The 23,486-nt window shown below is 74.1% G+C and carries 23 protein-coding genes; 17 read left to right on the top strand and 6 right to left on the bottom strand.

Annotated elements, in window-relative coordinates; genetic code table 11:
- Window positions 1-9 precede the first annotated feature (9 nt).
- Window positions 10-696: an SDR family NAD(P)-dependent oxidoreductase gene (locus tag HOP40_RS30965; protein WP_172165908.1), complete on the bottom strand. Its 687-nt coding sequence runs from the start codon at window positions 694-696 to the stop codon at window positions 10-12.
- Window positions 693-1,865, bottom strand: coding sequence for an acyl-CoA dehydrogenase family protein (locus tag HOP40_RS30960; protein WP_172165905.1), 1,173 nt, complete (start codon window positions 1,863-1,865; stop codon window positions 693-695). Before HOP40_RS30960 ends, HOP40_RS30965 begins: the two co-directional genes overlap by 4 nt.
- A gap of 125 nt (window positions 1,866-1,990) precedes the next feature.
- Here HOP40_RS30960 and HOP40_RS30955 point away from each other — a divergent pair, with 125 nt between their 5' ends.
- From HOP40_RS30955 to HOP40_RS30915, 9 genes are all read left to right on the top strand, one after another.
- Entirely contained in the window at window positions 1,991-2,764 is a 774-nt protein-coding gene (locus HOP40_RS30955) for a FadR/GntR family transcriptional regulator (protein WP_172165902.1), read from the top strand.
- Window positions 2,765-2,952: 188 nt separating this feature from the next.
- Window positions 2,953-3,819 carry a hypothetical protein gene (locus HOP40_RS30950; RefSeq protein WP_172165899.1) on the top strand — a complete coding sequence of 289 codons (867 nt, stop codon included), beginning with the start codon at window positions 2,953-2,955 and terminating at the stop codon, window positions 3,817-3,819.
- Window positions 3,816-4,208 (top strand): Zn-ribbon domain-containing OB-fold protein, encoded by a 393-nt coding sequence (locus HOP40_RS30945; protein WP_172165896.1) that lies wholly within the window; start codon window positions 3,816-3,818, stop codon window positions 4,206-4,208. Before HOP40_RS30950 ends, HOP40_RS30945 begins: the two co-directional genes overlap by 4 nt.
- Window positions 4,205-5,362: a thiolase family protein gene (locus tag HOP40_RS30940; RefSeq protein WP_172165878.1), complete on the top strand. Its 1,158-nt coding sequence runs from the start codon at window positions 4,205-4,207 to the stop codon at window positions 5,360-5,362. The genes HOP40_RS30945 and HOP40_RS30940 overlap by 4 nt, the downstream gene beginning before the upstream one ends.
- Window positions 5,363-5,393: 31 nt before the next feature.
- Window positions 5,394-6,569 carry an amidohydrolase family protein gene (locus HOP40_RS30935; RefSeq protein ID WP_172165875.1) on the top strand — a complete coding sequence of 392 codons (1,176 nt, stop codon included), beginning with the start codon at window positions 5,394-5,396 and terminating at the stop codon, window positions 6,567-6,569.
- A complete protein-coding gene (locus HOP40_RS30930; RefSeq protein WP_172165872.1) occupies window positions 6,562-6,960 on the top strand; it encodes a Rieske (2Fe-2S) protein in 399 nt (132 codons plus the stop codon). Before HOP40_RS30935 ends, HOP40_RS30930 begins: the two co-directional genes overlap by 8 nt.
- Before the next feature lie 27 nt (window positions 6,961-6,987).
- Window positions 6,988-8,529 (top strand): class I adenylate-forming enzyme family protein, encoded by a 1,542-nt coding sequence (locus tag HOP40_RS30925; RefSeq protein ID WP_172165869.1) that lies wholly within the window; start codon window positions 6,988-6,990, stop codon window positions 8,527-8,529.
- Window positions 8,529-9,278: an SDR family NAD(P)-dependent oxidoreductase gene (locus HOP40_RS30920; protein WP_172165866.1), complete on the top strand. Its 750-nt coding sequence runs from the start codon at window positions 8,529-8,531 to the stop codon at window positions 9,276-9,278. The genes HOP40_RS30925 and HOP40_RS30920 overlap by 1 nt, the downstream gene beginning before the upstream one ends.
- Window positions 9,275-10,057, top strand: a complete 783-nt coding sequence (locus tag HOP40_RS30915; RefSeq protein WP_172165863.1) for an amidohydrolase family protein — start codon at window positions 9,275-9,277, stop codon at window positions 10,055-10,057. Before HOP40_RS30920 ends, HOP40_RS30915 begins: the two co-directional genes overlap by 4 nt.
- Window positions 10,058-10,080: 23 nt before the next feature.
- Here HOP40_RS30915 and HOP40_RS30910 read toward each other — a convergent pair whose 3' ends face one another.
- Genes HOP40_RS30910 through HOP40_RS30900 form a run of 3 tightly spaced genes read right to left on the bottom strand, consistent with a single transcriptional unit; the run spans window position 10,081 to window position 12,034 of the window.
- A complete protein-coding gene (locus HOP40_RS30910; protein ID WP_172165860.1) occupies window positions 10,081-10,545 on the bottom strand; it encodes a nuclear transport factor 2 family protein in 465 nt (154 codons plus the stop codon).
- Entirely contained in the window at window positions 10,542-11,636 is a 1,095-nt protein-coding gene (locus HOP40_RS30905) for an LLM class flavin-dependent oxidoreductase (protein WP_172165857.1), read from the bottom strand. Before HOP40_RS30905 ends, HOP40_RS30910 begins: the two co-directional genes overlap by 4 nt.
- Window positions 11,633-12,034, bottom strand: a complete 402-nt coding sequence (locus HOP40_RS30900) for a nuclear transport factor 2 family protein (RefSeq protein WP_172165854.1) — start codon at window positions 12,032-12,034, stop codon at window positions 11,633-11,635. Before HOP40_RS30900 ends, HOP40_RS30905 begins: the two co-directional genes overlap by 4 nt.
- 90 nt (window positions 12,035-12,124) lie before the next feature.
- Between HOP40_RS30900 and HOP40_RS30895 the strand changes: the two genes are divergently transcribed.
- Window positions 12,125-13,552: an FAD-dependent oxidoreductase gene (locus HOP40_RS30895; protein ID WP_172165851.1), complete on the top strand. Its 1,428-nt coding sequence runs from the start codon at window positions 12,125-12,127 to the stop codon at window positions 13,550-13,552.
- A gap of 115 nt (window positions 13,553-13,667) precedes the next feature.
- Window positions 13,668-15,416 carry a chorismate-binding protein gene (locus tag HOP40_RS30890; protein WP_205346981.1) on the top strand — a complete coding sequence of 583 codons (1,749 nt, stop codon included), beginning with the start codon at window positions 13,668-13,670 and terminating at the stop codon, window positions 15,414-15,416.
- A 7-nt stretch (window positions 15,417-15,423) separates the two neighbouring features.
- Here HOP40_RS30890 and HOP40_RS36530 read toward each other — a convergent pair whose 3' ends face one another.
- Window positions 15,424-16,056 carry a TetR/AcrR family transcriptional regulator gene (locus HOP40_RS36530; protein WP_172165848.1) on the bottom strand — a complete coding sequence of 211 codons (633 nt, stop codon included), beginning with the start codon at window positions 16,054-16,056 and terminating at the stop codon, window positions 15,424-15,426.
- A gap of 105 nt (window positions 16,057-16,161) precedes the next feature.
- Between HOP40_RS36530 and HOP40_RS30880 the strand changes: the two genes are divergently transcribed.
- From HOP40_RS30880 to HOP40_RS30855, 6 genes are all read left to right on the top strand, one after another.
- Entirely contained in the window at window positions 16,162-17,763 is a 1,602-nt protein-coding gene (locus HOP40_RS30880; RefSeq protein ID WP_205346980.1) for an AMP-binding protein, read from the top strand.
- Window positions 17,760-18,560 (top strand): enoyl-CoA hydratase/isomerase family protein, encoded by an 801-nt coding sequence (locus HOP40_RS30875; RefSeq protein ID WP_205346979.1) that lies wholly within the window; start codon window positions 17,760-17,762, stop codon window positions 18,558-18,560. Before HOP40_RS30880 ends, HOP40_RS30875 begins: the two co-directional genes overlap by 4 nt.
- A gap of 22 nt (window positions 18,561-18,582) precedes the next feature.
- Complete coding sequence (locus tag HOP40_RS30870) at window positions 18,583-19,341, top strand: SDR family NAD(P)-dependent oxidoreductase (protein WP_172165844.1); 759 nt, start codon at window positions 18,583-18,585, stop codon at window positions 19,339-19,341.
- Window positions 19,342-19,432: 91 nt separating this feature from the next.
- Window positions 19,433-21,163 carry a CocE/NonD family hydrolase gene (locus tag HOP40_RS30865; RefSeq protein ID WP_172165841.1) on the top strand — a complete coding sequence of 577 codons (1,731 nt, stop codon included), beginning with the start codon at window positions 19,433-19,435 and terminating at the stop codon, window positions 21,161-21,163.
- 43 nt (window positions 21,164-21,206) lie between these two features.
- Window positions 21,207-22,565: an MFS transporter gene (locus HOP40_RS30860; protein ID WP_172165838.1), complete on the top strand. Its 1,359-nt coding sequence runs from the start codon at window positions 21,207-21,209 to the stop codon at window positions 22,563-22,565.
- Window positions 22,566-22,602: 37 nt separating this feature from the next.
- The gene (locus HOP40_RS30855) at window positions 22,603-23,469 is read left to right on the top strand and encodes an alpha/beta fold hydrolase (RefSeq protein WP_172165835.1); all 867 of its coding nucleotides are present in this window, start codon (window positions 22,603-22,605) and stop codon (window positions 23,467-23,469) included.
- Window positions 23,470-23,486 lie beyond the last annotated feature (17 nt).

Raw genomic sequence — 23,486 nt, 5'->3', positions numbered from 1 at the left:
GTGGTCCGGCTACGACGCCGTCCACGCCCCGTCGACGGGCAGGACCGTCCCCGTGACGTAGGACGCGGCGTCGGAGACGAGGAAGCCGACCGCCGCGGCGATCTCCACGGGCTCGCCGGGCCGGCGGGCCGGCACCCGGTTCATCAGCCACGCGGTCTGCTCGGGGTCGCCGAGCCGGTCGGCGGTCATGGGCGTGCGGATGACGCCCGGGGCGATCGCGTTCACCCGGATCCCGTGGGGGGCCAGCTCGACCGCGGCCGCCCGCACCAGTCCGGCGACCCCGGCCTTCGCCGCGACGTAGTGCGGCTGCCCGGCGACGGCCTGGGTGTTGGTCACCGAGCTCATCGTCACGACCGACCCCGGGGTGCCGTCGGCGATCCAGCGCCGCGCGCACGCCTGGACGCCGAGGAACGTGCCGACGACGTGCACGCGCAGCATCCGCTCGAACTCGGCGACGTCGAGGTCGACCAGCGCGCCCCGGCTGCGGTGGCCGCCGCAGTTGACCAGGGCGTTGACGGGGCCGACGGCGTCGAGCACCGCCGCCCACGCCGCGGGGTCGGCGACGTCGAGCTCGTGGTGGCCGGGGCCGGGCCGCAGGTCCGCGACCTCGACGGCCCAGCCCTGCTCGGCGAGCAGGGCCGCGCACGCGGCCCCGATCCCCGACGCGCCCCCGGTGACGAGGACGGTGCGGGTCACCGGGCCGCGCCGGGGCCGACCTCGGCGCACAGGGTCGTGGCGATGCCGAGCTTGAGGACCTCGGACGCGCCCTCGTAGAGGCGCATCGGCCGGGCCTGGCGGTAGTAGCGCTCGATCGGGCTGTTCGCGACCAGGCCCCAGCGGCCCATGACCTGCACGCAGCGGTCCACGACCCGGCTGGCGGCCTCGGTCGCCGCGACCTTCGCCATCGAGGAGCGGTTCAGCGCTCCGCGCGCGTCCTCGCGGGCGGCGGACGCGGCCTGGTAGGTGAGCAGCCGGGCCATCTCGACGTCGTTCCAGGAGTCGGCGAGCAGCTGGGCGACGGGGCCGTGCTTGAGCAGCGGCCGGCCGAACTGCTCGCGGGTCCGGGCGTGCCGGGCGGCCTCCTCGAGGGCGCCGGTGGCCAGCCCGACCGCGGCGCCGGCGACGGACACGCGGAACACCGCGAGGGTGCTCAGCACGAGCGACATCGCCTTGCCGGGCACGCCCAGGCGCGCCTGCGGCGGGAGCACGACGCCGTCGAAGCTCACGTCGCCGAGCACGTGCGGCGCGATCAGCTCCGGGCTGGGCCGGGTGCTGACGCCGGGTGCGTCGGAGGGGACGAGCACCAGCGAGAGCGCGGGGCCGCCGTCGAGCTCCTCCTTGACGAGCGTGACGAGGAAGTCGGCCGCCCCGGCGTTGGAGATGAACGACTTCTCCCCGTGGACGACCAGCTCGCCGTCCTTCTCCGTGACCGTCGTCGACACGTTCTTGAGGTCGGAGCCGGCGTTGTCCTCGGTGAGGGCCAGCCCGGCCAGGGTCTCCATCGACGCGACCCGCGGCAGCCAGTGGCGGCGCTGCTCGTCGGTGCCGCCGACGGTGATCGCGTAGCTGCCGATGCCCTGCAGGGCGAACATCGAGTCGAGGTGCGAGGAGCCCTTCATGAGGACCTCGCGGACCAGGCAGACGGCCAGGGGGTCGACCTGCGCGCCGCGGCCGCCGAACTCGGCGGGCACCATCAGGGCGGCCAGGCCGCTGGCGCGCAGGGCCTCCCGCATCCCCGGGTGGATCTCGCTCATCGCGTCGGCCTCGGCCGCGATGTCCGCGACGGAGGCGGTGAGAGCGGCGGCCTCCTCCTGGAGCGCGCGCTCGGCGGCGCCCAGGCCGAACCACTTCTCTGTGAAGTCCATGAGTACTATGATACTGAATTGCGCCAGGCGAGTCGAGACCGCGGGGCGCCCGTGGCGGGGCCGCCGGGATGGCCTGCATCCCTGAGTACGATGATGACGATATCGGCACCGCCAGGGGAGTTCGCATGACCGCCGCACGCAGGGACGTCGCGCCACGATCCGTGCCGTCGGGGATGCCTCCCAAGCGGGCGACGGTGATCGCGCAGCGCATCGTCAAGGAGATCAAGGACCGCAACCTGCAGGCGGGCGCGCACCTGCCGCCCGAGCGGGACATGCTCGAGACCTACAACGTCGGGCGCAACACCCTGCGTGAGGCGCTGCGCGTGCTCGAGCTGCAGGGCGTGCTGACGATCCGGCCCGGGCCGGGCGGCGGGCCGGTCGTGACCTCGCCGGACTCCCGGCACCTGGCCAGCACGCTGGCGCTGCTGATGCAGTTCGCCGACACCCCGTTCCGGGCCGTGATCGAGACCCGGCAGCTGCTGGAGCCGATCACCGCGCGGCTCTGCGCGGAGCGGGGGGACGCGGGCCTGCTGGCCGACCTGCGCGGCTCGGTCGACGCGATGGGGGCGAGGCTCGACGACCGCGAGGCGTTCCTCGACGAGAACCGGCGGTTCCACGACCTCGTCGCCTGGGGCTCGGACAACGCCCTGTTCGGCTACTGCATCAACTCGCTGCACTGGATCACCGACGGCACGGTCCTCGGCGTCGACTACCCGCGCCGGTTCCGCAAGCTGGTGTGGCAGGCGCACGACGAGGTCTGCACGGGCATCGAGTCCGGCGAGGGCGCCCGCGCCGAGGCGGCCATGCGCAAGCACATGGACGACACGCTCGCCTACTTCGAACGGCACTACCAGCGGCAGATGGACGAGGTCCTGAGCTGGGAGATGTACGCGACCTGAGCCCGAACGACGTCTGAGGTGCGGAGGCCGTCCCCGGTGCCGGGGGCGGCCTTCCCGCGTTTTCGGGCCGCCGTGTCTGGTGATCACGGCCAGTTCCGTCTAGGATCGGATCAGCTGTTAATAGTATCCCTAGATTTGGTCGCCGCGACGTGCGGGCGAACCGGTGCCGACGACGTCAGGACCATCCGATGAGCAAGACGCTGCTGGAGCGGGAGCAGGACCACCCGCAGGAGATCGTGGTGGAGCGCGGCGGCCGGCGGGTCGTCACCATGGACTCCGCGCGCTACGTCGACGCCCGCAACACCGGCCGCGACGTCGTCGTGCCCGCGTCCTACATCGGGGTGCTGCCCGCGCGGATGGTGGCGGTCCACCGCCCGCGCGGCGTCATCGGGCACGACGCCTGCGTCGGCAAGGACGGCGCCGGCATCGCGGGCCTGTGGTACCTGGAGGCGCTCGGCATCCCCGCCGCGACCGCGGACGGCATGACCGCCGACATGGGCAACGGCGAGGACCTCTACCGCTCCGGCGTGGTGACGCACGTCAACTACGTGGCCGAAACCTGCGGGGTGAAGGCCGGCATGACCGTCGCCGAAGCGGCGGACGTGCTGCTGGACAACGACCCCACCGACACCGAGGTCGGCAACAAGGTGCGCCGCGAGGTCGTGGAGACCCACGAGAGCGGGCGGCGCGTGGTCGTCACCGACTCGATCGTCTGGGCCTACCCCGAGGACGAGGACACCTCGGTCCTCGTCACCGCCGGGCACACCGGCCGCAGCGGCGCGAAGTTCCTGCTCGAGGCGCGGCCGTGGGGCTTCATCTGCCACGACGGCGGGATGAGCAAGAACCGGTCCGGCATCGCCGGGCTGGTCACCGCCGACGAGGCCGGGCTCGCGGGCGCCTGCATCGACGGCACCACCGCGCCGATCGGCGACGCCTTCCTCGGCTACGAGATGGGCCTGATCAGCGCGCACAACGAGGCCGCGGCACGGCGCGGCGTCGCGGTGGGGATGACCGTCAAGGAGGCCGCGCACCTGCTCCTGGTGGGTGGCGGATGACCGTCGTCGACGGACCGGGCGCGCCCGCCCTGACCGCGCCGTTCTGGGCCGCGGCGGCCCGGCACGAGCTGGTCCGTCCCGTCTGCCGCGAGTGCGGGCGCAACTTCTTCACTCCGCAGATCGCCTGCCCGGCGTGCCTGTCGGAGGACTGGGCGTACGAGCCGAGCACGGGCCGCGGCCGCGTCTACAGCGCCACCGTCGTGCACAAGGCCCCCGGCCCCGGCTTCGCGGTGCCCTTCGGGCTCGGCATCGTCGACCTCGACGAGGGCTGGAGCATGCTCGCGACGCTGGTGGGCGAGCCGCTGCCCGGGATCGGCGCGGCCGTGGAGATCACCTGGGAGGAGCGCGGCGGCCGCACGCTCCCCGCGTTCCGGGAGGTCCGGTCGTGAGGCTCTCCGACGTGGCCGTCGTCGGCGTCGGGCTGACGCCGCAGGTGAAGCGCTCCGAACGGAACTCGCTGCAGGTGGCCCTGGACGCGGCGAAGCTCGCGCTGGCCGACGCCGGCCTGCGGCACACCGACGTCGACGGCATCGCCGCCCGCTGGCCCGGCCCCGGCGGCACCGAGCTGGCCCCCGGCTCCGCCGACTGGTCCACCCTGCTCGGCGTGCCGATCGGGTGGATCGGCGACTCCTACCCGCAGGGCGTCCCCGCACTCGTCGACGCCGCGGGGGCGATCCTCACCGGGCAGGCCACCACGGTCCTGATCACCGGCGGGCAGGCCGGGGTGCTCGGCGGCGGCCGCGTCGCCTCCTACACGCGGCCGGGCAACGAGTTCGTGGAGCCGTTCGGCGCGTTCACGGCCACGCACTTCGCGCTCGTCGCGCAGCGGCACCTGGCCCGCTTCCCGCACGCGCGCCGGGGGGCGGCCGAGATCGCGGCGACGATCCGCACCACCGGCTCGGCCAACCCGGACGCCGTGATGCACGGCCGCGGCCCCTACACCGCCGACGACGTCCTCGCCGCGCCCCCGGTGGTCGACCCGTTCACGCTGCTGGACCTGTGCCTGGCCTCGGAGGGCGGCGCCGCGATCGTCGTCACCACCCTGGAGCGGGCGCGCGACCTGCCGCACCCGCCGGTCGTGCTCCTGGGCGCGGGCATGGAGTGGGCACGGCAGCAGTACGTCGACCCGGCCCGCTACGACGAGGTCTGGTCGCTGGGCGCCGACGCCGGGCGCAAGGCGTTCGCCCTGGCCGGGCTCGGCCCGTCGGACGTCGACGTCGCCCAGCTCTACGACGTCAACTCCCTCGAGGTCGCCCGCCAGTTCGAGGCGCTCGGCTTCTGCGCCACCGGCGAGGGCACCGACTTCGCGATCGCCACGGGGATCGGCCCGGACGGGAAGCTGCCCACCTGCACCGACGGCGGGCTGCTGAGCTTCAGCCACATCGGCTGGGGCGCCCCCACGCTGAAGATCGTCGAGGCCGTCCGCCAGCTGCGCGGCACGGCCGGCGCCCGGCAGGTCGCCGGGGCCGAGGTCGCCCTCGCCGCCGGAGCCGGCTCGGGGGCCCAGTACTACAACGCGGCGCTGCTCGGACGCGCCCGCTGACCAGCGCCACCACCACCGGAGGAGATCGGCAGTGACGACGATCGACACGACGACCACCGACCCGACGACCACGTCCGGGGCGCCCCGCGGGGCCTCCGACCGGTCCGACCTGAAGCGCAACGGAGTGATCGACTCCGACGTGCACCCCAACTTCGTCAACGGCATCCGGGACCTGATGCCGTACATGACCGAGACCTGGCGGACCCGGCTGGGGATCAGCGGGGCCGACTGGGCGAAGGGGATGGCCGCGGCGCAGTTCACGCTGCCGCTGGACTACCTCTACATCAACCCGGCCGGTGCCTACCGCGAGGACGCCGCCCGGCCCGGGATGCCGCCGGCCACCGACCCGGAGTTCGTCGCGAAGCAGCTGCTGGACCCGCACCGGATCTACCGCTCCGTGCTGCTGTCGGGGCAGTGCCTGGGGATCGGGGCGATGCCCGACGGCATGGTCGCGGCCACGATCGCCTCGGCCTACAACGAGTGGATGTGCGAGCGCTGGCTGCAGGTCGACGAGCGCTTCCGCGGCGCGATCGTCGTCGCCCCGCAGGACCCGGAGGCCGCGGTCGCCGAGATCGACCGGATGGCGGATCGGGACGGGGTCGTCGCGGTGTTTCCGCTGGGCCAGATCCTCATGGGGGAGAAGCACTACTGGCCGATCTACGAGGCCTGCGCGCGGCACGAGCTGCCGATCGTCACCCACCCCTCGGGTACGGAGAACGTGTTCGCGAAGGCGCCGCAGATGGCCGGCACGCCGACGTTCTACCTGGAGTGGCACACCGCGCTCGGGCAGATCCACCAGTCCAACACGCTGAGCATGATCTGCCACGGGGTGTTCGAGAAGTTCCCGAACCTCACCCACGTGATCGCCGAGGGCGGCTTCCTGTGGGCCCTGGAGGTGATGTGGAAGCTCGACCGCGACTGGAAGGGCCTGCGCAACGAGGTGCCGTGGCTGACGAAGCCGCCGTCGGAGTACCTGCTGGGCAACGTCCGCTTCACGACGCAGCCCTTCATCGAGCCGCACGACCCGCGCCACCTGGCGCCGCTGATGGAGATGCTGCACGCCGACCGCGTGCTGATGTACAGCTCCGACTACCCCCACTGGGACTTCGACAACCCGGACCGCGCGCTGCAGGGCCTCTCGCCGGAGCTGCGCCGCGCCATCCAGGTCGACACACCGCGCGCCGTCTACGGAGACCGCCTTGACTGACGCGACCACCGGCACCGCCACCACCGCCGCGCCCGAGGGCACCCGGCACGTCGTCGCCACCCTCGCCGAGCTGCCCCCGGGCAGCCGCCGGATCGTCGAGATCGACGGCCGGTCGATCGGCGTGCTCAACGTCGACGGCCGCCTGCACGCGCTGATGAACCGCTGCCCGCACCACGGCGCGCCGCTCTGCGAGGGCGTGGTCAAGGGGACGATGCAGGACAGCGCGCCGCACGAGTACTCCTACGGCCGGCACAACGAGTTCGTGGTGTGCCCGTGGCACGGCTACGAGTTCCGGCTCGACACCGGACGCCCGCTGGTCGACATGGGCCGGCTGCGGGTCCGCGTCTACGAGGTCCGCGCCGAGGGCGACGACGTCGTCCTCTACGTCTGACCCGCCCGGCCCCCCTGAGAGGACGACATGGACATCGGTGTCGCGGTACTGGCGCACGCCCGGAGCACGCCGCGCGCGGTCGCGGCGTTCGACGGCGACCGGTCGCTGACCTACGCCGAGCTCGACGAGCGCACCAACCGGCTCGCCCACACGCTGCAGGGCCGGTTCGGGGTGCGCCCGGGGAACCGGGTCGCGGTCCTGCTGCGCAACCGGCTCGAGGTCGCCGAGGCGATCGCCGGCTGCGCGAAGGCGGGGGCCGTCTACTGCGGCCTCAACTTCCGGATGAGCCACGAGGAGTACCGGTCGATCTTCGGCAACGCCGGCGCCCGCGTGCTGGTCACCGAGGCGCCCTTCCGCGAGCTGGCCGCCGAGCTGGCCGCCGAGTTCGACCTCGCCGTCCTCGACGTCGACGACCCGTCCGACGCCGGCTACGGGTCGCTGCTCGCCGCCTCGTCCGCGCCGCCGCCCACGGTGCACGCCCGCCGCCCGGGCGACGAGTTCTGCATCGTCTACACCAGCGGCACGACCGGGGCCCCCAAGGGCATCCTCTTCGACGCCCGGGCCGTCGCGACGCACGCGATGGTCGCGGGGCTCGAGTACGGGATGTCGGCCTCCTCGCGCTGGCTCACCGCGATCCCGCACAACTCGAGCGTGCAGATCACCCTCGCGCCGACCTTCTTCCTGGGGGGCGCGGTGGGGTTCCTCGACGCCCGCGGGTTCGATCCCGGAGAGTTCGCCGCCGAGGCGACCAAGCGCGGGGCGACGCACAGCTACCTCGTGCCGACGATGCTGTACCGCCTGCTGGAGGCCGGGACCGCCCCGTCCGAGCTGGCCACGCTCACCTCGATCGGCTACGGCGCGGCGCCGATCGCGCCCGACCGCGTCACGGAGCTGGTGCAGCGCTACGGGCCGGTGTTCAGCCAGCTCTACGGGATGGCCGAGGTCGCCTCGATCGCGACCATGCTGCGCCAGGACGACCACCGGCTGATCGCGGCCGGGCGCACCGGGCTGACCGCGTCGGCCGGGCGGCCCTCGTTCCTCACCGACGTCCGGGTGGTCGACGACGAGGGTCGCGACTGCGCCACCGGCGAGCGGGGCGAGGTCCTGTTCCACACGCCGTACACGATGCTGGGCTACCACCGGAACCCGGAGAAGACGGCCGAGACGCTGGTCGACGGGTGGGTGCACTCGGGCGACATCGGGCAGTTCGACGACCAGGGCTACCTCTACATCGTCGACCGCAAGAAGGACCTCATCATCCGGGGCGGCTACAACATCACGCCGTCGGAGATCGAGAACGTGCTCTACTCCCACCCCGCGGTGCTGGAGGCCGCGGTCGTCGGCCTGCCCGACCGGGAGTGGGGCGAGTCGGTGCTGGCCGCCGTCGCCCTGCGGGGCGGGGCGTCGGTCGACGAGGCCGCGCTGCAGGAGCACTGCCGGGCGGCCGGGCTGCCGACGATCAAGGTCCCGGAGCGGGTGATCACGCTCGACTCGCTGCCCAAGAACGCGGTCGGCAAGATCGCCAAGCGGGCCGTCGTCGAGATCGCCACCACGTCGGGGGAGCGGTGATGGACCTCGGTCTGGAGGGCCGGACGGCCATCGTGACCGGCGCGAGCCGGGGCCTGGGGCGCGCCGCCGCCGCGGCGCTGGCCGCCGAGGGCGTCCGGGTGCTCGCCGTGGCCCGCTCCACGAGCGACCTGGAGGAGCTGCGGGCGACCGACCCGGACCGGATCGCGATCGCGACCGTCGACATGCGCTCCGCCGAGGAGGTGGCCGCGCTGGCCGACCTCGCCGTGGAGCGGTTCGGCCGGCTCGACGTCGTGGTCAACAACGCGGGCATCGCCCCGGCGGGACGGTTCGTCGACCAGCCGCAGGAGCAGTGGGACGAGGTGTTCGACGTCAACGTCCGCGCGCCCGCGGTGCTCTCCCGGGCCGCGGGCAGGCACTTCCTCGCCCAGCGCTCCGGCAAGATCATCAACATCGCGAGCACGTCGGGGATCAACGGCAAACCGGTGCTGGTGTCCTACTCCGCGTCCAAGGGCGCGGTCCTGCAGTTCACGAAGGCGCTCGCGGCGGAGTGGGGGCGGTTCGGGGTCCAGGTCACCGCGATCGCGCCGGGCGCCTTCGAGACCGACGCCCAGTCCGCGGTCCTCGACGACCCCGAGACGCTGACGCGGCGGCTGCGGAAGATCCCGGCGGGCCGGATGGGCCGGACCGAGGAGTTCGGGCCGCTGGTCTGCTACCTGGCGAGCCCGCTGTCGGACTTCATGACCGGCTCGGTGGTCGTCTTCGACGGCGGAGAGGTGAACAAGCTGTGATCATCGACGGGCACACGCACGTCTACCCGGACCGGGTCGCGCGCAAGGCCATCGCGGGGTCGCCCGCCGACCTGAAGAGGTTCGGCGACGGCACGGTCGGCAGCCTCACCGAGGTGATGGCCGCGTCCGGGGTGGACCGCTCGGTCTGCCTGGGCGTGGCGAACACCCCGGACCGCGTCGACAACGCCAACCGGTTCGCCGGCTCCCTGGACCCGTCGCGGTTCGTGGGCTTCGGGTCGGTGCACCCGGGACTGTCGCCGGAGGAGAACGTGGCGAGCCTGCGCGCCCACGGGCTCAAGGGCGCCAAGGTGCACCCGATGTTCCAGGACCTGCGCCTAGACGACCCGCGGCTGCTCGCCACCCTCGACGCGATGTCCGGGGAGTTCGCGGTGATCATCCACGTCGGCGCGGCGGGCACGGACCCCGGCGAGCGGTGCAGCCCCGCGATGCTGGCCGACATCGTGCGGCAGTTCCCGCGGCTCGACGTCGTCGCGTGCCACTTCGGCGGCTACAAGCGCTTCGAGGAGGCGGTCGAGACCGTCGTCGGGCTGCCGGTGCACCTCGACACGTCGTGGCCGCCCTCGCTGGCCACGCTCGCCCCGGGGCGGGTCCGGGCCGCGGTGGAGAAGCACGGGCCGGAGCGGATCGTGTTCGCCTCCGACTGGCCGATGGCCGACCCCGCCGCCGAGATCGAGGCGATCCGGGCGCTGGGCCTGTCCGACGACGACACCGACGCCGTCCTCGGCGGCAACCTCGCCCGCCTGCTGGGCATCACCTGACCCGCCGGGTCGGCTCGGCGCGGTCAGGGGGTGCGGCGCTCCACCCACACCCACTCGATCTCGGGCCGTCCCTCGATCACGGCGGCGTGCACCCGGCGCTCGGCGAGCAGCCACCCGTCGGCGGTGCGGACCACGACGTCGACGTAGCGCAGGTGCGCCCGCCACTGCCGCCCGTCCCACTCCTCGTGCGTGGCGGTGACGTAGGTGACGGCGTCGATGCGGTCGGGGTCGCCGGCGTGCGGGCGCAGCCGGCTCTGCCCGAGCTGGTGGTGGGTGCGGCGGAACTGCGCCTGGCCGGCGGCGATGCGGTCGCGCACGGCGTTGCGGCCGGTCACGCGCCCGCCCCGGCCCGGGCCGTAGTCGGTGACGCAGTCCGGGGTGAACAGCAGCGCGACGGCGTCGATGTCGTAGGCGTCGACGAGCTCGCAGTAGTCCGACATCAGGTCGGCGGTCGCGAGCCGGTCCTCGACGGGGAGCGGGTGGGTCATGCGAGGGCCTCCCGGGTGTCGTGCGCGCGCAGCGCCGGCAGGACCTGCTCGCCGAACGTCCGCACGCGCCGCAGCTGGGCGTCGAGGTCGGGGTCGGGGAACAGGAACCGCAGGACGAGGTGGACGTTCGCCCAGCCGGCGAGGTCGTCGAGCAGCCCGAGCAGCGTGGCGGTGACCTGGTCGGGGTCGCCCGAGGCCTGGATGTAGCGGTCGATGCCGCCGGCGGCCAGGCCGTCCCCCGTGCCCGCGGGATCGGTGCCGGCGGGGTCGGTGCCGGCGGGGTCGGGGACGAGCCCGGCGTAGACCTCGCGCCCGGCCTGCATGCGCTCGTAGACGCGCTGCTGCCGGGCGAACGCCCGGCGCGCGGCGTCCCCGGCGCCGTCGCCGGTGTCGAGGACGCAGGCGACGTTGACGGCGCGGGTGAAGCCGGGGTCGGCCGGGTCGCGCACCTGCGCGAGCTGCTCGGAGGCGGCGGTGACGATGTGGCGTTCGCCCTTGCCGACGAGGTGGCCGTCGGCGAGCAGGCCGGCGCGGCGGACCGCGTTCGGGGCGTAGCCGCCGATCCAGACGGGGAGGTGCCCGGTGGGGGTGGGGGTGACCCGGACGCCGGAGAGGCCGAGGGCGGGGGAGTCGAACGGCTCGCCGGTCCAGGCGTCGCGCAGGGCCGTGACGAGCGCGTCGAGGCGGGCGCCGCGGGTGGCGGGGTCGACGCCGAAGTTGCGGTACTCGTGCTCGGCGTAGCCGATGCCCAGGCCGAGCAGCAGCCGTCCGGAGCTGAGGCGGTCGACGACGGCGGCGTCCTCGGCGAGGCGCACGGGGTGGTGCAGGGGGGCGAGCAGCACCCCGGTGCCGAGCGCGATCCGGGAGGTGACCGAGGACAGGGCGGCGGCCAGGACGAGCGGGGAGGGGAGGTAGCCGTCGGGCAGGCCGTGGTGCTCGGTGACCCAGAAGGAGTCGAACCCGGCCTCCTCGGCGGCGACGGCGAGCGGGGCGGCGTCGGCGTAGTCGGCGCCGCCGTCCTTCTGACCGGTGTAGAGCCCGACGCCGAAGCGGCGGACGCGCAGGGTGGTCAGGTTCGCCGGGGCGGTCACGCGAACACCCCCGCGGTCCGGGTGCGCCACTCGCCGAGGTCGAGGTAGTCGCGGAACTCGGTGATCAGCCCGGTGCCCGGGTCGATCTCGACGACCGCGTTGCAGGCGACGGCGTGCTCGACGCCGTCGACGCGGAACCGGTCGACGCGCTCGAGCCAGGCCCGTCCCGGGGCGTAGGCGGCGGTGACGACCTCCCAGTGCACGGCCTCGGACCGCGCCAGGACCGGGCGCAGCAGGGCGGCGACGCCCTCCGGTCCGACCACCGGCTCGTGCGGCACGTTGCGGTACCGGGCGCCGGGGGCGAAGCACGCCCCGGCGGCGTCGGCGTCGCGGTCGTGCACGGCGGCCAGGAAGCGCTCGACCGCCCGCTCGGCGGGTGCGGTGGGTCCGTCGGGCATCTCGGCTCCCGTCCCTGGGTGCTGCGTTCCCTTGTGACGTTATACGTCTAACGACTAATGTCCACGCCCACTGCTGCGGGGGGAGTGACGGTGTCGGACGGGTACGACCTCGTGGTCGTCGGGCTCGGTGGGGCCGGCGCGGCGACCGCGATCGCGGCGCACGACGCCGGGGCGCGGGTCGTGGTCCTGGAGAAGCAGCCGGAGCACGCCCACACGCCGAGCACCCGCATGTCGGGCGGCCTGGTCATGCTGGCCGACGACGGGCCCGCGGCTGCGCGCTACCTCGACGCGTGCTCCGGGGGCATGATCCCGCCGTCGGTCAACGCCGCGTGGTCCGAGCGCGCCGTCGACCTGGCCGCGTGGCTGGCCGACACCGCGGGCGTCACGCTCTCGCCCATCGGCACGGCCGAGCACCCCGGGCTGCCGGGCGCGTCGACGATCTCGGTGGGGCAGCCGGGAGCGGCGGTGCGCCGCCTCGACCCCGGGGCGGGCAGCGGCGACACGCTGTTCGCCGCGCTCCTCGCGGCCGTGCACCGCCGCGGGGTGGAGATCCGCTGGTCGTCCCCGGCCACCCGGCTCCTGGTGGAGGACGGCCGGGTGCGCGGGGTGCGCACCGCGGCGGGCGACGTCACCGGGCGGCACGGCGTCGTCCTGTGCTCGGGGGGCTACGAGTTCGACGAGCGGGCCAAGCAGGACCACCTGCGCGCCTACCCGGTGCACTTCTACGGCAACCCGGGCAACACCGGCGACGGGCTGCGGATGGCCCAGGCCGTGGGCGCCGACCTCTGGCACATGAACCAGATGGTGGGCCGCGCGATCGGGCACTTCCCGCTCGACGACGGCTGGCTCAACGTCATCATCGACATCGACCCGCCCGGCTACCTGATCACCGACCGGCAGGGCCGGCGCTACGCCGACGAGACGATGCAGGCGAAGCTGCTCCACGGCTACTACTACGAGATGCTGCACTACGACTACGAGAGCGGCAGCTACCCCCGCATCCCCAGCTACTGGGTCTTCGACGAGCGGCGCCGGGCGACGGGCCCGCTGACCCTGACCCACATCGGGGCGTGCCGGGTCGGGCTCTACGACTGGAGCCCCGACAACGCGGCCGAGATCGAGCGCGGCTGGATCGGCACCGGCGCCACCCCGGGCGAGGCGGGTGCCGCGGTCGGCATGCCGGACCCGGCGTCCCTGGACCGCGCGGTCGCCGACTACAACACGGCGTGCGCCGCGGGCACCGACCCGCTCGGTCGCGGCCCGGAGACGCTCGTGCCGCTCACGCCGCCGTACTACTGCGTCCCGCTCTACCCCGGGGGGTCGAACACGTCCGGTGGTCCGCGCCGCGACGCCGCCGCGCGCGTCCTGGACCCCTACGGGGAGCCGGTCCCGGGCCTGTTCGCGGCGGGCGAGCTGGGCCAGCCGATCGGCATGCTCTACCCGGCCGACGGCGCCAACCTGTCGGAGGCGTTCTGCTTCGGACGGATCGCGGCGGCGACCGCGCTCGGGAGCCCCTGACGCCGACCCGCGGTACCGCCCGACGACCCTGGCCCGGCCCGGTGCGCACCCGGGGTCGGGGAGTCGGTGAGACTGCGCCGGTGATCATCGTGGTGTCGGTCCCCGGAGTGCGGGTGTGAGCGGCGGTGCGTGGGCCCGCTTCGACGACATGACCACCGGGACCGCGCAGGTGTTCGGCGCCGTCCGTGAGTGCCTGGTCGCGCACGAGCCCGACGAGGTCGTCGGGGTGCTGGCCGAGGTCGAGCGGCGGACGGCGGCGGGGGCGTGGGCGTTCGGGTTCGTGGCCTACGAGGCCGCCTCGGGGCTGGACCCGGCGCTGCGGACGCGTCCGCCCGCGCCGGGCCTGCCGCTGGTGTGGTTCGGGATCGCCGACGAGCCGGTGACCGCCCCGGCGGTCGGTCTGCCGACCGGGCAGGCCCGATGGGGCTGGGAGCCGCGCTGGGACGCCGCGCGGTACGAGGCGGCCGTGGACGCCGTGCGGGAGCGGATCGCCGCGGGTGAGGTGTACCAGTGCAACCTCACCGCGCGGGTCACCGCGCCGGTCGTCGAGGAGCCGCAGGAGCTGTACGCGCGCCTCGCCCACGCCCAGCGCGGGGCGCACCACGCCCTGCTCGACCTCGGCGGCACGGTGGTCGCCAGCGCGAGCCCGGAGCTGTTCTTCGAGCTGCGCGGCGACCGGATCCTGATGCGCCCGATGAAGGGGACCGCGCCGCGGGGCCGGACGGTGGCCGAGGACGCGGTGGCGGTGGCGGCGCTGCGGGCGAGCAGCAAGGAGCGGGCGGAGAACGTGATGATCGTCGACCTGGTCCGCAACGACCTGGCACGCGTCGCGGTCACCGGCAGTGTCGCGGTGACCGCGCTGTGCCGGGCGGAGCGGTTCGGGACGGTGCACCAGCTGACCTCGGACGTGCAGGCGCGGCTGCGGCCGGGTCAGGGTCTGGTCGAGGTGTTCCGGGCGCTGTTCCCCAGTGGGTCGGTGACCGGGGCGCCCAAGATCAGCGCGATGGACGTGGTCGCGGGTCTGGAGGACGAGCCGCGGGGGGTGTACTGCGGCGCGGTCGGCGTCGTCGGGCCGTCGACGGCGCCGGTGCGGGCCCGGTTCTCGGTCGCGATCCGCACCGTCGTCGTCGACCGAGCCCGCGGGGTGGCGACCTACGGCACCGGCGGCGGGGTGACGTGGGGCTCGGACCCGGCGGCCGAGCACGCCGAGTCCGTCACCAAGACCGCGGTCCTGCACTCGCGGCCCGAGGAGTTCCACCTGGTGGAGACGCTGCGGTTCGACGCGGTGCGCGGGCCGGTGCACCTGGACCGGCACCTGGCTCGGATGGCCGCTTCGGCGTCCTACTTCGGGTTCCGCTTCCGTCTCGACGCCGTGCGCGCGGCGCTGGAGGAGGCGCTGCGCCGCCGCCCGCCGTCGGGCGGGGACGCCCGGATCCGGCTCACCGCCCACCGCGACGGGGAGGTCGGCGTCGAGATCGGCGCGGTCCCGCCGACGGCGCCGGGGCCGGTGCGTCTGGCGCTGGACCGGGAGCCGGTGGACTCGGGGGAGTGCTGGCCGCACCACAAGACCAGCCGCCGCCACGTCTACGAGGTGCGTCGCGCCCGGCACGACGCCGACGACGTGCTGCTGGTCAACGAGCGGGGCGAGGTCACCGAGTCGTGCATCGCGAACCTGGCGGTGTGCCTGGACGGCCGCTGGTGGACCCCGCCGCTGGGCAGCGGCTGCCTGCCCGGCGTCGGTCGGGCGGTGCTGGTGGAGTCCGGGCGCCTCGCCGAGCGGACGGTGGTGCCGGAGGACCTGCTGCGCGCCGAGGGCCTGGCGCTGGTCAGCTCGCTGCGCGGGTGGCGCGAGGCGGTGCTGTAAAGCGGGACTACGGGCCGGCGGGCCGGTTGAGCCCGTCGAGGACGAGGTCGCCGAGCTCGGAGAAGGCGTCGCCCGCGGTGAGGCCGGTGCTGCGCAGGAGGGCGCCGGACTGGACCGCGTCGATGGCGAGGGCGACGACCTGTCCGGCGAAGGTGCCGTTGACGTCGCGCAGGGCGCCGGCGCGGACGCCGTCGTCGATCATCTCCCGGACGCGGCGGGCGGCGGCGTCGGAGTTCTTGCGGTAGATCCGGGCGGTGGGTTCGTAGTTGACCATGTCGTCGTAGAAGGCGGGGGACTGCACGCGCATCGCGGTGCCGACGCCGGTGAGGTAGGTGCGGATGCGCCGGCGGGGGTCGGGCTCCTCGGCGACGGCGCGCTCGATCTGCTCGGTCGCGGTCTGGAAAAACCGGCGGGTGATGGTCTGCACCAGTTGCTCCTTGGTGCCCGCCGCGCTGTAGAGGGTCGCCTTCGAGCAGCCCAGCCGCTGCGCGAGCTGGTCCATCGTGATCGTGGTGAAGCCCTCGGCCAGCACGATGTCGCCGGCCTGGGCGAGGAGCTGGGCGATGCGTGCGGTGTCGACGGTGCGTCGTCGGGGGCTCCGCCGGGGCGTCCCCCCGAGGGCGCCGGAGATCGCCGTCATGGGCCCGAGTCTCGCACGGGCGTCCGGCCCCTTGTGCAGCGGAACGGAGTTGGGTACTTTCAGATCGGCAAAAGTACCCACATGAGTTCCCAACGGAGGGCGTCCATGGCTCCGGAGCAGAGCACGGTCCACGAGCGGATCGACGCGATCGTCGAGGTGTTCTCGGCGCCCGACGCCGACCCGGCGTGGTTGCTGTGCGACCGGCACCCGGGCGACGCGGTCGCGTTCACCGTCGTCGAGCCGGACGGGTCGGCCGTCGACCTGACCTTCGCCGCGCTGCGCGACCGCTCGGAGCGCGTCGCCGGGCTCCTCGGTGGGCTCGGTGTCGGCCGGGGCGACCGCGTGGCGACCCTGATGGGCAAGAGCGCGGACCTGGTGGCGGTGCTGCTGGGCACCTGGCGCGTCGGCGCGGTGTACGTCCCGCTGTTCACCGCGTTCGCCGGCGACGCCGTGGCCTCCCGGCTCGCGGGGGCGCAGGCGGCGGTCGTGGTCGCGGACGCCGACCAGGCCGCGAAGGTCCCGGACGGCCCGTGGACGCTGCTGGTCGCGGGGTCCGACCTCACCGATCGCCTCGCCGCCGCCGTGCCGTTCACCGGGAGCACCGCCATCGGTGGCGACGGTGCGTTCGTGCACATGTTCACCTCCGGCACGACCGGCGCGCCGAAGGGGGTGGTGCACCCGCTGCGCTACGTCGCGGGCTGGCAGTCCTACCTGGAGTTCGCCCTCGGCGTGCGCGACGACTCGGTCTACTGGTGCGGCGCCGACCCCGGCTGGGCCTACGGGCTGTACTCCGCGGTCGTCGCGCCGATGGTCCTGGGGCTGCGCAGCGTCCTGCAGAGGGGCGGGTTCGACGCCGCCGCGACCTGGCGCGCCCTGGTCGATCTCGGGGTCACCGACTACGCCGCCGCCCCGACGGTGTTCCGGTCGCTGCGCACCGCCGACGCCCCGGTGCCCGCGGGTCTGCGCCTGCAGCGACTGTCGAGCGCGGGGGAGCCGCTGACCGCCGAGGTCAACGAGTGGGCGCAGGCCGCGCTCGGGCTGCAGGTCCACGACCACTACGGCCAGACCGAGGTCGGGATGACCGTCGGGTTCCCGCACCACCCCGACCTGGCGGTCCCGGTCGTCCCGCAGACGATGGGCGTGGCGCTGCCGGGCTGGTCGGTCACGGTGCTGGAGGAGGCCACGAGCAGCCCCGCCGGCACCGGGGAGCCCGGGCTGCTCGCCGTGGAGGTGGCCGCCAGCCCGTTCATGAGCTTCACCGGCTACGCGGGCGCGGCCACCGACCGCTTCACCGCCGACGGGCGCTTCTACCTCTCCGGCGACCTGGCCACCCGCAACGCCGACGGCACCCTGCGGTTCTCCTCCCGCGACGACGACGTGATCATCATGGCCGGCTACCGGATCGGCCCGTTCGACGTCGAGTCCGTCCTCGCCCAGCACCCGGCCGTCGCCGAGTGCGCGGTGGTCGCCGCGCCCGACCCGGTCCGCGGCGAGGTGATCGAGGCCTTCGTCGTGCTCCGCGGCGACGCCGTCCCCTCCGACGGGCTGGTCACCGAGCTGCAGACCCACGTGCGCACGCGCTACGCCGCGCACGCCTACCCGCGCCGGATCCACGTCGTGGCGGCCCTGCCCAAGACCGCCAGCGGCAAGATCCAGCGCGCGCAGCTGCGCCGGCAGCTGCGCGAGGCCGCCGCGGTGACGACGTGACCGAACTCGCCCCCACCGGGCACGCCCCCACCGTGCTGCGCATCCAGCGCCGCGGGCCGGTCCGCACGCTGGTGCTGCAGCGCCCCGCGCGGCGCAACGCCCTCGACGCACCGCTGGTCGACGCGCTCACCGCCGCGCTCACCGACGCCGAGCACGACCCGGCCACCCGCGCCGTGCTGGTCACCGGGGCCGGGCCGAGCTTCTGCGCGGGCGCGGACCTGCAGCACCTGCTCGCCCTGGCCGACGCGGGCGCGTCGCCCGTGCCCTTCCTGCGCACCGTCTCCGACCTCACCCGCCGCATCGAGCGCAGCCCGCTGCCCGTCGTCGCGGCGCTGCACGGGCACGCCGTCGCCGGGGGCCTGGAGATCGCGCTGGCCTGCGACGCCGTCGTCGCCGAGACCGGCACGCTGATCGGGGACGGCCACATCCGCAACCACCTCGTGCCCGGCGCCGGCTCCGCGGTCCGGATGCGCCGCAAGCTCGGCGACTCCCTCGGGCGCTGGCTCGGACTGTCCGGCGAGCTGCTGCCCGCCGAGCGGTTCCTGCCGACCGGGTGGCTGCACGCCGTCGTCGACACCGGGCGCGGCGCCGAGGAGGGGCTGCGCGTGGCCGAGGCCCTCGCGGCCGCGGCCGGCCCTGCGCAGGCCGCGTTCAAGGCGGTGCTCGCCGAGCTCGACGACGAGCCGTCGGTCGAGGCGGGCCTGCGGGTCGAGCTCGAGGAGTTCGCGCGGCACTGGGCCACCCACGACGTCCCCGCGGAGCTCCGCCGCTTCCTCACCCGCCGCGCCGCGGGCTGACCGGTACCAGCAGGAGGCAGACATGGACCGCTACACCGGACAGACCGTCCTGATCACCGGGGCCGGGCAGGGCCTGGGCCGCGCGATGGCCCACCGCTTCGCCTCCGAGGGCGCCGCGGTGATGATCGGCGAGATCAACGAGGCCGCCGGCGCCGAGCTCGCGACCGAGCTCGCCGACAAGCACGGGGTCGTCGCCGAGGCCCGCCCGCTCGACGTCACGCGCTCCGCCGACGTCGACGACTGGGTCCGCCAGGTGCACACCGACCACGGCCGGATCGACGTGCTGGTCAACAACGCGGGGATCATCCGCGACAACCGCGCCACCGACATCGACGACGACGACTGGCACGCCGTCCTCGACACCAGCCTCTCGGCCACGTTCTTCTGCATCCGCGCGGTGCTGCCGGTCATGCAGCAGCGGCGCTACGGCCGGATCCTGTCCTTCTCCTCGATGAGCTGGCGCGGCAACTACGGGCAGGCCAACTACGTGGCCGCCAAGGCCGGGATCGTCGGGCTCACCCGGACCATCGCGCTGGAGGGGGCGCGTCACGCGATCACCGCCAACGCCATCGCGCCCGGGCTGATCGAGACCCCGATGCTCGCCTCGATGAACGGCCCGGCCCGGGAGAAGCTCGTGTCCAAGGTGCCCCTGCGCCACACCGGCGACCCCACCGACATCGCCGAGGCCGCCGCCTACCTCTGCTCGCCCGCCGCCGGCTACGTCACGGGCGTCGTCCTCGACGTCGACGGCGGCCTCGGCATCGGGTCCTCCATCCGCTGACCCGGCACCGCTCCACCCCGCACTGCTGCCCTCCGCACGACGACGGTCCGCGCCCCGCCGACCGCCGGTGATCTCGACGAGGAGATGCCCGATGACCTTCATCTACGAGCGCGACGTCCCCATGAAGACCCGGGACGGGGTGACCCTGCGCGCCAACGTGTGGCGGCCCCTGGAAGGGACCGCGCCCACCCTGGTCGTCCGCCACCCCTACGACAAGGAGGCGGCGGGCCTCGCCGGCGGGCCGGCCAGCTCGATCCCGCCGCTGCTGTCGTTCGTCCACGCCGGCTACGCCGTGGTCGTGCAGGACGCGCGCGGGGCGTTCGAGTCCGACGGCGACTTCACCCCGAAGGTCAACGAGATCGCGGACGGCCAGGACGTGCTGGCGTGGCTGACCGAGCAGGACTGGTACGACGGCACCGTCGGCGCGTACGGCGCCTCCTACCTGGGCATGACCCAGTTCGCCCTGGCCCTGGGTGGCGGTCCGGGCCTGAAGGCCATCGCCCCCACGCAGACCTCGGCGAACTGGTACTCCGGGCTCTGGTACTCCCAGGGCGGCGCTCTGTCCCTCAGCCTGGTCACGTGGTGGAACGCCATGATGTTCGCCGCCGCCGAGCAGCGGTCGCTGCAGCGCGGCGACACCACCGACCCGTCGGCACTGATGCGGCTCGGCGGAGCACTGCTCGACCCGCTGCCCCTCAACGACGCCACTCCTGTCGCCTCGCGTCCGGTGCTGGGCACCGGGCGCTGGCTGGACGACTGGCTCGCGCACCCCGACTTCGACGAGTACTGGAAGGCGCAGGACTGGTCGGCGCGGATCGGCGAGGTCACGGTGCCGGTGCTGGAGATCGGCGGCTGGTACGACCTGAAGGTCCACGAGCAGGTCGCCGACTTCGTCCGCATCCGGAACCACGCGGGTTCCGAGGCGGCCCGGGAGCAGTCCCGGCTGGTCATCGGGCCGTGGGACCACATCAACCTCTCCGGGCAGTACCCCGACCGGTACTACGGGATGCTCGCGCCGGTCGACCTCAGCGAGCACCACCTCACCTTCTTCGACCAGCACCTGCGGGGCACGGCGCCCGAGACCCCCGCCCCGCGGGTGCGGATCTTCGTGATGGGCATCGACCAGTGGCGCGACGAGGCCGACTGGCCGCTGCCCGACACCCGCTACACCGACTACCACCTGACCAGCGGGGGATCGGCGAACACCCGTGACGGCGACGGCGCCCTCACCCTCGACGCCCCGACCGGCGACGGCAGCGACGGGTTCCGCTACGACCCGCGCGACCCGCTGCCCACCGCGGGCGGTGCCCTGCTGCCGTCGGTGCCCGGGCTCATCGGCCCGGTCGACCAGCGCGTGGTCGACGGCCGCGCCGACGTCCTCTGCTACACCGGCCCGGTCCTCACCGAGCCCGTCGAGGTCACCGGGTTCGTCGAGCTGAAGGTGTTCGTCTCGGCGTCCACGGTGGACACCGACATCACCGCCAAGCTCGTCGACGTCTTCCCCGACGGCCGGGCGATCAACCTGTGCGACGGCATCCTGCGGCTGCGCTACCGCAACAGCCTGTCCGAGCCCGAGCTGATGACCCCGGGCGAGGTCTACGAGGTCACCGTGCCGATGTCGGTCACCTCGAACGTGTTCCTGCCCGGGCACCGCATCCGCCTCGACGTCTCCGGCAGCAACTTCCCGCACTACGACCGCAACTCCAACACCGGCGGCGTCATCTCCTCCGAAGCCCTGGAGGACATGGTCGTCGCCGACACCACGGTCCACCACGGCGCCGCCCGGCCCAGCCGCCTCGTGCTCCCGGTCATCGACCGCTGACCAGCCCCACCCCCACGACCCTGCTGAACCGACGGAGAACCAGATGGAGCACGGGACCACCCGCGCCACACCGATGCGGCGCGTGGCCATCGCCAGCTGCGCCGGCACCACGATCGAGTTCTACGACTTCTTCATCTACGGCACCGCCGCCGCGCTGGTGTTCCCGACGGTGTTCTTCCCCGCGCTCGGCAGCGCGGCGGCGACGGTCGCCTCGTTCGCGACCTTCGCCGTCGCGTTCGTGGCCCGGCCGGTCGGCGCGATCCTGTTCGGCCACTACGGCGACCGGCTGGGACGCAAGAACACCCTGATCGCCACGCTGGTGCTGATGGGTGTCTCCACCGTGGTCATCGGGCTGCTGCCCGGAGCGGCCACCATCGGCGTCGCCGCCCCGATCATCCTGGTGGTCCTGCGGTTCCTGCAGGGCCTGGCCGTCGGCGGTGAGTGGGCGGGCGCCACGCTGCTCGCGGCCGAGTACGCCCCGCCGGGCAGGCGGGGGCTCTACGCGATCTTCCCGCAGATGGGTCCGGCCCTGGCCTTCGCCCTGTCCAGCGCCACGTTCCTCGCCGTGAACGTCGCCATGGGCGACACCAACCCCGCCTTCCTCGAGTGGGGCTGGCGCATCCCGTTCCTGCTGTCGATCGTGCTGGTCGGCGTCGGCCTCTGGGTCCGGCTGACCATCGACGAGACCCCGGCCTTCCGCAGGGCGCAGGCCGCCGGAACCCTCACCACCGCGCGGACGTCCCCGCCGATCCTCGAGGTCTTCCGCGTCCAGCCCCGCGAGATCCTGCTCTCCGGCGGCGTGCTCACCATCGTGTTCGCGCTGTTCTACATGGGCACCGCGTTCCTCACGAGCTACGGCACCAGCGCCACCGGCGCCGGGCTGGACCGGCGCACCGTGCTGATCCTCAACATCGTCGCCGCCGTGGTCTTCGGCGCCGTCACCGCGGTGTCCGGGATCGTCTCCGACCGGTTCGGCCGCCGCAACGTCATCCTCGCCTGCTGCGCCCTGTCGATCCCGTGGGCGCTCGTCCTGTTCCCGATCATGGGAACCGGCTCGGGCACCGGGTTCGCGATCGGCCTCATCGGGACCCTGGCGATCTTCGGCATCGCCTACGGCCCGGTCGGCGCCTACATGCCGGAGATGTTCGCGACGCGCTACCGCTACACCGGCGCCGGCATGGGCTACAACCTCGGCGGTGTCCTCGGCGGTGCGGTGTCGCCGCTGCTCGCCGCCCAGCTGTCCGGTACCTACGGCAGCTACGCCGTCGGCCTGATGCTCGCCGGGTTCGGGCTGCTCAGCCTGGTCTGCGTCCTCGCGCTCGGCGAGACCAGCCGGCGGGTCGTCGACGCCGAGACCGAGGACGCCCCGCGCCAGCCGGCCGACGGGATCTCCTCCGCCTGACCGACCCCGCCCGACGCGCCACCAGGGAGATCCGCTCATGGCCGCCCCGCTCCGCCACCACCGCGCCGCCCTCGGTGATGTCGACCTGCACTACGTCACCGCGGGCGAGGGCGACCCGGTCGTGCTCCTGCACGGCTGGCCCCAGACCTGGTACTGCTGGCGCCACCTGATCCCGCTGCTCGCGCCCCACCACCGGGTCATCGCCCCCGACCTGCGGGGCCTGGGCGAGTCGACCGGGCCCGCCCGGTACGACAAGCGCACCCTGGCCGGGGACGTGCTGCGGCTGGTGCGCGAGGAGCTCGGGATCGACCGGTTCCACCTCGTGGGCCACGACTGGGGCGGGGTCACCGCGTTCTCGCTCGCCGCGCACCACCCCGACGCCCTCGCCACCCTGACCGTCGTCGACGTCACCGTGCCCGGCGCGGGAGGCACCGACATCGCCCAGGGCGGCGCACGCTGGCACCACGGCCTGCACCGGACCCCGGACCTGCCCGAGGAGCTCGTCACCGGGCGCGAGGAGGTCTACCTCGGCTGGTTCTACCGCACCTTCGGGCACCGGCCGCTGCCCGAGGAGGACGTCCGGGAGTACCTGCGCACCTACACCCGCCCCGACAACCTGCGCGCGGGCTTCGGCCTCTACCGGGCGACGCCGCAGGACGTCGCCGACAACACCGCGGTGATCGCCCGCGGGCCGCTGCGGATGCCGGTGCTCGCCGTCGGCGGTGCCTCGGGCCGGGGGAGGGGCGAGGAGGTGGCCGACTCCCTGCGCCTCGTCGCGGAGTCGGTCCAGGGGGTGCTCGTCGAGGAGGCGGGCCACTGGGTGCCGGAAGAGCAGCCCGAGGTGCTGGCGCGGCACCTGCTCGAGTTCCTCCGGCATCCTGTACGGCCCCGGGCCGGTGCGTGAGTTCTGGGACGGCGTCG

The organism is Pseudonocardia broussonetiae, from assembly GCF_013155125.1.
Lineage (GTDB): Bacteria > Actinomycetota > Actinomycetes > Mycobacteriales > Pseudonocardiaceae > Pseudonocardia > Pseudonocardia broussonetiae.
The sequence above is the reverse complement of the archived record's forward strand: the minus strand, read 5'-3'. Positions and strand labels throughout refer to the sequence as shown.